Consider the following 7,812-nt stretch of genomic DNA (forward strand, 5'->3'; position numbering starts at 1 on the left):
GCGAAGTTGACGGTCGAGGTCTTGCCGCTGGTGCCGGTGACGGCGGCGATGGTGGCAGGCTGCAGGCGATAGAACTCCGCCGCCATCAGCGCCAGCCGGCGCCGCGGATTGGCATCGGTGACCAGCACGGCCCGGGCGCCGGCCGGCAGCACCGTGCCCTCGGGTCCCAGGATCGCGGCGGCGCCCGCGGCCAGCGCATCGGCAATGAAGGCACGGCCGTCGGCCCGCACGCCCGGCAGGGCGGCGAAGAGGAAGCCGGGCCGCACCGCGCGGGAATCGGCGGTCAGCCCCTTCAGCCCGGCGGGCAATGTCGCCACGCCGCTCATGATTCTTCTTCCTCTTCCGCCGCCATCACCGCGACCTGCGGGACCGTCCGGCCGCCGGGGGCCACGGCCAGCGCCTCGAGGATGGCTGGGTCCTGCGGATGCGCCGGGGCGATGCCGACCATCGGCCCCATCCGGGCGATGATGCGGCCGGCCAGCGGCGCGGCGTTCCAGCCGGCAGTGGCGAAACCGTAGGTCTTCTTGGTCGGCTGCGGATCGTCCAGCATCGTCATGACGATGTATCGGGGATCATGGATCGGGAACACCCCGACGAAATCATTCGACCGCGCCCGGCGGTTGTAGCCGCCGCGGGCCGCCTTGTCGGCCGTGCCGGTCTTGCCGCCGACGAAATAGCCCGGCACATCGGCCTTGGTCGCCGTGCCGCTGGTGACCACGACCCGCATCAGCGACCGCATCGTCCGCGACAGCTCCGCCGAGATCACCCGCTTGCCACGCAACGGCAGGGCCGGGTCGCGCTTGAACAGAGTCGGCTGATACATGATCCCGCCATTGGCCACGGCACCGACCGCGGCGACCAGCTGCATCGGCGATACGGCCATGCCGTGGCCATAGGCGATGGTCATGCCGCTGACCCGGCTCCAGGGACGCGGCACCATCGGCGCCCCGACCTCGGGCAGCTCGATCGGCGACGGCCGGGTCAGGCCGAGCCGGGCCAGGAATTCCTTCTGCCGGTCGAGCCCGGCCGCCTCCATCATCCGCACCGAGCCGGTGTTCATCGACTGGCGGAAGATCTCATAGACGCTCCAGGCGCCCGACTGCGGCTCGGTCCGGAAGTTGCGGATGCTGAACCGCCCGACCCGGACCGGGCTCTGATCATAGGTCGAGGCCAGGGTGGAGGTGCCGCTTTCCAACGCCATGGCCGTGTTGAAGATCTTGAAGGTGGAGCCCATTTCGTAGACGCCGAGCGTGTTCCGGTTGAACAGCGCCTCCACCGGGGCCGCGGTCGGCTCATACGGGTTGAAATCGGGCAGCGATGCCATGGCGAGGACCTCGCCATTGGTCACGTCCATGATGATGGCGTTGCCGCCCTGGGCGCTGAATTCGGTGACCGACGCCTGCAGCTCCTGCCGCACCATCTCCTGCAGCCGCAGGTCGAGCGACAGGTGGACCGACTCGCCCTTGGCCAGGCGGTCGTCCAGGCTCTTCTCCAGCCCGGAGATGCCCCGCGCGTCGATGTTGGTGAAGCCGACGACATGCGAGGTCAGGCTGCCGGCGGGATAGTAGCGCCGCGCCTCATTCTGGAACGCCAGGCCGGGGATGCCGAGCCGGTTGACCTCATATTGCTGGGCCGGGGTCAGGCCGCGCTTCAGCCAGACGAAGCGGCGGTCGGACGACAGGTCGGCCAGCAGCTTGTCGGGGTCGAGGCCCGGCAGGACCTTCGACAGCCGCAGCGACGCCTCGATCGGGTCGAGCACCAGCTTCGGGTCGGCGTAGAGCGACACCGACGGCAGGGTGGTGGCCAGGATCAGGCCGTTGCGGTCGCGCAGATCCGCCCGATCGGTCGCCGGCCCGACCATCGAGACCACGCGGCCGTCGACGGCGTCGGGCGTGAAGCCCATGTGCCGGACCAGCCCCAGCCCGATCCCGCCGAACGCCAGCCCGAAGACCAGCGCCGTGACCACGACGCGCTGCCGGCCGGTTTCGATCGCCGCGGCCAGCGCCCGGCCCGGGCGGTCGACCCGGTGGGGTGCGGCTGGCAGCAGGGTGGGATCGTGGGGGGCGGCCATCGCTCAGTCCTCACTGCCGGCCGAAGCCTGCAGGGTGGCGGAGACGGCGTTGGACGGCGGCGACAGCGCCTGCAGGATGGCCGGATCCTTCGGATCGGCCGGCTGGAGCCCGACCATCGGGCCCATCCGGGCGATGATGCGGCCGCCCAGCGGCGCCGAATTCCAGCCGGCGCTGGCAAAGCCGTAGGTGCCTTTGATCGGCTGCGGATTGTCCAGCATCGTCATGACGATGTATTTCGGGGCGTAGATCGGGAACACGCCGACAAAGTCGGTCACGCGGGCCCCGCGGTTGTAGCCGCCGTGCGAGGCCTTGTCCGCCGTGCCGGTCTTGCCGCCGACGAAATAGCCGGGGACCTCGGCCTTGCTCGCGGTGCCGCCGGTGACCACTGCGCGCATCAGCATCCGCATCGTCTGCGACAGCTGGGGCGAGATCACGCGGGTGCCGGGCACCGGCTGCGACGGGTCGCGCTTGAACAGTGTCGGTGGATGCAGGATGCCGCCGTTGACAATGGCGCTGACCCCGGTGATCAGCGACAGCGGCGACACCGCCATGCCGTGGCCATAGGCAATGGTCATGCCGCTGACCTTGCTCCAGGGATGCGGCACCATCGGCGCGCCGACCTCGGGCAGGTCGATCGGGGCCGGCTTGGTCAGGCCGAGCCGGGTCAGGAATTCCTTCTGCCGGTCGACGCCCGCCGCCTCCTCCATGTGCACCGAGCCGGTGTTCAGGGACAGGCGGAAGATATCGTAGACGCTGAGCATCCCCGACTGGGGGTCGCCGCGGAAATTGTGGATGGTGAAGCGCCCGACATGGATCGGGCTTTCATCATATTGCGAGGTCAAGGTCGACGTGCCGCTTTCCAGCGACATCGCCGTGTTGAAGATCTTGAAGGTCGACCCCGGCTCGTAAACGCCGAGCGTGTTCCGGTTGAACATCGACAGCTCGGACGGGCCGCCCGGCTCATACGGGTTGAAGTCCGGCAGCGAGACCATCGCCAGGACCTCGCCGGTGTTCACATCCATGATCAGCGCGTTGCCGCCCTCGGCGCTGAAGGTCGCGATGGTCGCCTTCAACTCTTCCCGCACCATTTCCTGCAGCCGCAGGTCGATCGACAGCTGGACTGGCTCACCGCTCTCCAGCCGGGTGTCCAGGCTCTTTTCCAGCCCGGAGATGCCCTGGGCGTCGATGTTGGTGAAGCCGATGACATGCGACGTCAGGTTGCCGGTCGGATAGTAGCGCCGATCCTCGTTCTGGAAGGCCAGGCCGGGAATGCCGAGCCGGTTGACCTCATATTCCTGCGCCGGAGTCAGGCCGCGCTTCAGCCAGACGAAGCGGCGCTCGGACGACAGGTCGGCCAGCACCTTGTCCTGATCGATATCCGGCAGCGTCTTCGCCAAGCGCAGCGATGCCTCGATGGGGTCGAGCACCATCTTCGGATCGGCATAGAGCGAGACCGAGGGCAGCGTTGTGGCGAGGACCAGGCCGTTGCGGTCGCGCAGCTCTGCCCGGTCGGTCGTCGGCGCCGCGGCCGAGACAGCGTGAATGCCGAGACCGCCATCGGCTTCGCCACCGAAGGCCATGAGGTTGACCAGGCGCAGCCCGATGCCGCCGAAGGCCAGGCTGAACACCATGGCCGAAATGACGATGCGATGGCGGCCCATCTCGATCGCCGCGGAAAGGCGTTGAGCCGGCCGAGAGGCCGGCTCAACCTGCCGCGGGACCGAGGGGAAACCGTCCACCGCATCAGCCGTCATCGAATGCTCCGGGGGCCGTCGAGTCCGGAGAGCAGGGCGCCGATCGGATCATCCGACGCGGCGGCGCGGGTCGGCGTCAACGCCTGGGCGACGGTCTCAAGCGGTGCAGCCGGGCGGCGCGGTACGACGATCGGCCGGATCGGCGCGTCGGCCACAGTCACCGCCCGCAGGGGCTGCGGGCTGGCCGCAGCCGCCGGCGCGGAGGCCTGGGGCACGACCCAGCCGCCCGACGGCGCGGCGGGGGCGACAACCGGCGCGGGCCGGACGTCGACCGAGGCGACCTGGATCGGCGCCACAGCGGCCGGCGCGGCCTGGATCGGGGATGCGGCGGGCTGGGCAGCCGACCCTGGGTTGGTCTGAACGGACATCGGCACGGCCGCGGCAAGAAGGACACCGCCCTCACCGGGTCTGCGGCCCGGCAGGGGCACGGGCCCGAAGCTGGGCAGCGCATCGTTCTGCGCGACCAGCGACACCGTCGGCATCGCCTGGTCGCCATCGAGCGACGGCTGCGGCATCGGGAGCACCGACGCGCTGGCGATGAGTTGCGTCGGCACGATCGGGCGCAGCTTCGTATACTGGTCGGTCAGCGCCTGCAAGCGCGACGGCTGGTTGAGGAAAGCCCATTCGGCATGCATCACCCGGATCGAATCCTGTTCGCGCAGGATCGACCGGTTGAGCCCCCGCAGGTCGCCTTCCAGCGACTGGGCTTCGTAGCTGGTCTTGAACAGAAACGCGCTGGACGCACCGATCAGACCAAGCCAAATCATCGTGCCGACGCGGATCATGCTGCCACCCTCCCCCTGTCCCCACCACCTTGGCCGCCGCCCCCTTGACCGATGGGCGGCCAGGCCGGGGCCTCGCTCCGGATCGCCGCCCGCAGCCGCGCCGACCGGGCGCGCGGGTTGGCGCGGATCTCCACATCGCCCGCCGTCGCCGACCGCTTGGCCGCCAGGCGGAACGTCGGGGCCCGGGCATCGTCGGTCGGCGCCGCGATATGGCGCGACACGCCGCCGCCGGCGCCGCTGCGTTCCGCCAGGAAGCGCTTGACGCGGCGATCCTCCAGGCTGTGGAAAGTGACCACGGCGAGCCGTCCCCCGGGCCGAAGCAGGCGCTCAGCCCCGCTCAAGCCGTGGTCGAGTTCCGTCAGTTCGTCATTCACCCACAGGCGCAGCGCCTGGAAGGTGCGCGTCGCCGGATCGATGCCGTCCTTCGACCGCGGCACCACGCGGCGCACGATCTCGGCCAGTTGCAGCGTCCGTTCGATCCGGGAGTCCTTGCGGGCGGCGACGATGGCGCGGGCGACGCGACGCGACAGCCGCTCTTCGCCGAAATCGAAGATCACGTTGGCGAGGTCGTCTTCCGCCATGCTGTTGACGATGTCGGCTGCGGTTGCCCCATCCCGTCCCATGCGCATGTCGAGCGGCCCGTCGGCGCGGAACGAGAAGCCGCGCGCCGGATTGTCGATCTGCGGCGACGACACGCCGAGGTCGAGCACGATGCCGTCAGCCGCTTCGCCGACCAGCGTGTCCATGGCGCCGAACTGGCCTTCGATGATGCGGAACCGGCCCGGCTGCTCGGCCTCCAGGCGACGGCCCTCGGCCACCGCCTCGGGGTCGCGGTCGATGCCGACGACGCGGCAGTCGGCCGCCGCCAGCAGGCCACGGGCATAGCCGCCGCGGCCGAAGGTGCCGTCGACGATCAGGTCGCCGTCGCGCGGCGCCACCGCGGCCACGATCTCGGCCAGCAGGACGGGCAGATGGGCGCCGCTCATGCTGCGCCCCCATTGGTTCCGGCGCGGGCCAGGGTCAGGTCGCGCGACGCGGTCAGGCGGGACTGCTGGTGGGCCTTCAGTGCCTCCGGCTCCCAGATCTGGAAGCGGCTGCCCATGCCCATGAAGGCGACGGTCTCGCCGATGCCGGCCATGTCGATCAGCAGCCGCGGCAGGATGATCCGCCCCTCCGGATCCATCTGCAGCTGCTGCGTCTCGGAGAATTCGCGGATTTCCAGGGCCTCGCGCTCCGGCGAATACAGGTCCATGGCGTCGAGCCGGCGCTGGACCTCGTCCATGTAGGCTTCGGTGACCCCGTCCAGGGCCTGGCGGTCCGGCGTCGGCTTCACGTTCACCAAGGGGGCGCCCAACGCCTCCAAGGTCGCGCGGAAGGGAGCGGGCACACTGACCCGTCCCTTCTTGTCGACCTTGTTGACGTAAGTGCCCGTGAACCGAGCCATCCATCCCCCTGACGGCGCGCCCGCCGTGTCGTCACCTCTGTCGCCCGGACCCCGAAATCCGGGATATCGACCCCATCCGATGGGAGTTCATGGGATATCATGGGTAACGGTGGAACACAATGGGATAGGCAGGTCTAGTCATGGGAAATCACTGGATTTTCTGGCTTCCGTGGCATTTCCGCCTCTTTACCTAGACTCTGCGGAATCCTCGGAACAAAAGCCCAAGATGGAGCATGGGTCTCGACTCCGATCTCGCCTTCGTTTTTCTTTTGTTCTCACATTCAGACACAAAAAACCGGCCCGAACCCTTGCGGGCGGGACGGTGCGCAGCGGCGCCACGAGGGCGGAAAAGCAGCAGATGGCCTGTAAGCCGGGTTCTGTCTCCGGCCCCGTATCCGCCCGGGCCCGAAGGCCTGGGAAGACGCGGGCCGAAGGATGGCCATTCCTCTGGGACGACGGTTGCCCGTCGCCTCGCGCGACCAACCCGGGCGGCAGGCGGAAGCGCCTGTCGGCCCATGGTTTCCCATGGACCGCCCCGCCCCTATTCGGTCTTGCTCCCGGTGGGGTTTACCGTGCCACGACCGTTGCCGGCCGTGCGGTGCGCTCTTACCGCACCCTTTCACCCTTACCCGGCGCGGCGAGCCGAAACCGGGCGGTTTGCTTTCTGTGGCACTTTCCCTAGGGTCGCCCCCGCCGGGCGTTACCCGGCACCGTGTTTCCGTGGAGCCCGGACTTTCCTCCCCGCCGGGCCGAAACCCGGCAGAGCGGCCATCCGGCCATCTGCTGGCGTGTGTATAGGAACCCCGGCGCCGGACCGCAAGGCGATCCCATGCCATCCCATGACAAAGATGTGACGGCGGTCAGTCCGGCGTGCGGGTCAGGGCGGACAGGCTCTCGCGCTGGCGGCCCTCGCCGTCGAAATTCGCCGGGTCGAGCCAGCGCTCGAAGGCGGCGCGCAGCCGCGGCCATTCGCCGTCGATGATCGAGAACCAGGTGGTGTCGCGGTTGCGGCCCTTGGTGATCACGGCCTGGCGGAACAGCCCTTCATACTGGAAGCCCAGCCGGGCGGCGGCGGCGCGCGACGCCGCGTTCCGGCTGTCGCACTTCCATTCGTAGCGGCGGTAGCCGAGCTCGTCGAACACCCGGGCCATCATCAGGAACATCGCCTCGGTCGCCATCGGCGTGCGCTGCAGCAGCGGCGAGAAATGGATGTGCCCGACCTCGATCACTCCGTTGCCCGGATCGACGCGGAGATAGGAGGCGATGCCGACGGCGCGGCCGGTCGCCCGGTCGATCACGGTGTGGAACAGCGGGTCGCCGCCCGGCGCCATCTTCTCCAGCCAGGCGCGGAAGCCTTCGAATTCCGGGAAGGGCCCGACCGGAAGGTAGGTCCAGTTGCGGCCTTCCGCGTCCCGGCCCATGGCCTCGTACAGATCCGCTGCGTGGGCGCCGACGTCAAGCGGGACCAGCCGGCAGGTGCGGCCCTCCATCGGCGTCCGGGGCGGCAGCGGCCGCTTCTCCCAGTCGGGAAGAGGGGCGCCGATCGGCTGGCCCAGATCGTTGGTGCGGTCGGGCATGGTTGTTCTCCCCTCACTCGCCGGCATCGGCCGGGGCGACGGCGCCCCCGATATTGGCCCGCAGGATATCGTCGAAATGCCGGCCTGGCGCATAGGCATCGGTCGTCGCACCGGGAGCGATGCCGGCCGCCAGCAGCGGGCAGGGCTGCAGCGCGCCGATCGTCTCGGTGATCGGGATCA

Annotated in this window: 7 protein-coding genes and 1 other RNA gene; all 8 read right to left on the bottom strand. The window is 69.4% G+C overall.

Annotated features, from left to right (window positions below; translation table 11 throughout):
• Positions 1-326, bottom strand: a 326-nt coding sequence (locus AC3XYG_RS14175) for a Mur ligase domain-containing protein (RefSeq protein WP_489140485.1), incomplete at its 3' end; no start/stop codon positions are given.
• Positions 323-2,071, bottom strand: coding sequence for a peptidoglycan D,D-transpeptidase FtsI family protein (locus AC3XYG_RS14180; protein WP_489140486.1), 1,749 nt, complete (start codon positions 2,069-2,071; stop codon positions 323-325). The genes AC3XYG_RS14180 and AC3XYG_RS14175, both read right to left, overlap by 4 nt.
• Positions 2,072-2,074: 3 nt before the next feature.
• Positions 2,075-3,733, bottom strand: coding sequence for a peptidoglycan D,D-transpeptidase FtsI family protein (locus AC3XYG_RS14185; RefSeq protein WP_489140487.1), 1,659 nt, complete (start codon positions 3,731-3,733; stop codon positions 2,075-2,077).
• Between the two features lie 89 nt (positions 3,734-3,822).
• The gene (gene ftsL, locus AC3XYG_RS14190) at positions 3,823-4,611 is read right to left on the bottom strand and encodes a cell division protein FtsL (protein ID WP_489140488.1); all 789 of its coding nucleotides are present in this window, start codon (positions 4,609-4,611) and stop codon (positions 3,823-3,825) included.
• Positions 4,608-5,597, bottom strand: a complete 990-nt coding sequence (rsmH, locus tag AC3XYG_RS14195) for a 16S rRNA (cytosine(1402)-N(4))-methyltransferase RsmH (protein ID WP_489140489.1) — start codon at positions 5,595-5,597, stop codon at positions 4,608-4,610. The genes ftsL and rsmH overlap by 4 nt, the downstream gene beginning before the upstream one ends.
• Complete coding sequence (locus AC3XYG_RS14200; RefSeq protein ID WP_489140490.1) at positions 5,594-6,055, bottom strand: division/cell wall cluster transcriptional repressor MraZ; 462 nt, start codon at positions 6,053-6,055, stop codon at positions 5,594-5,596. The genes rsmH and AC3XYG_RS14200 overlap by 4 nt, the downstream gene beginning before the upstream one ends.
• 350 nt (positions 6,056-6,405) lie before the next feature.
• Positions 6,406-6,839, bottom strand: an RNA gene (rnpB, locus tag AC3XYG_RS14205) — RNase P RNA component class A.
• A gap of 76 nt (positions 6,840-6,915) precedes the next feature.
• Positions 6,916-7,632: a GNAT family N-acetyltransferase gene (locus AC3XYG_RS14210; RefSeq protein WP_489140491.1), complete on the bottom strand. Its 717-nt coding sequence runs from the start codon at positions 7,630-7,632 to the stop codon at positions 6,916-6,918.
• Positions 7,633-7,812: the final 180 nt, after the last annotated feature.

The sequence above is a fragment of the Inquilinus sp. genome, from assembly GCF_057815775.1.